Source organism: Monashia sp. HAY1-2A, assembly GCF_056755315.1.
In genome coordinates, this window is record NZ_JBNDHY010000478.1 from 1 (window position 1) to 263 (window position 263).

1 protein-coding gene is annotated in these 263 nt (G+C 63.9%); it reads right to left on the reverse strand.

What is annotated here, in order from left to right; all coding sequences use genetic code 11:
• On the reverse strand, positions 1–227 hold a 227-nt coding region (locus ACPYOM_RS22780), incomplete at its 3' end, for a hypothetical protein (protein ID WP_481347708.1).
• Positions 228–263 lie beyond the last annotated feature (36 nt).

Here is a 263-nt window from a genome sequence, read left to right on the forward strand (position 1 = left end):
TTCAACGAGGTATCGAGGGTGTGGCCGACATAGAAATCCTCACTCTCTTCCCGCAGATCCACCGGCCCCAGTCGCATCGGGAACAACGCGCCACACAGCGCCTCGAGAATCTCGGCCATCGCCGCGCGGGACGGCAACTCGCGACCGCCCTGCTCGCCGCTGGCCCGGCCATTCTGGGTACGCCACTGATCCCGCGCGGTACGCAGTTGGCTGACGATGGTCTGCAATTGCCAATGGCTGGAACGCTCGCTCACGGTAAAGAC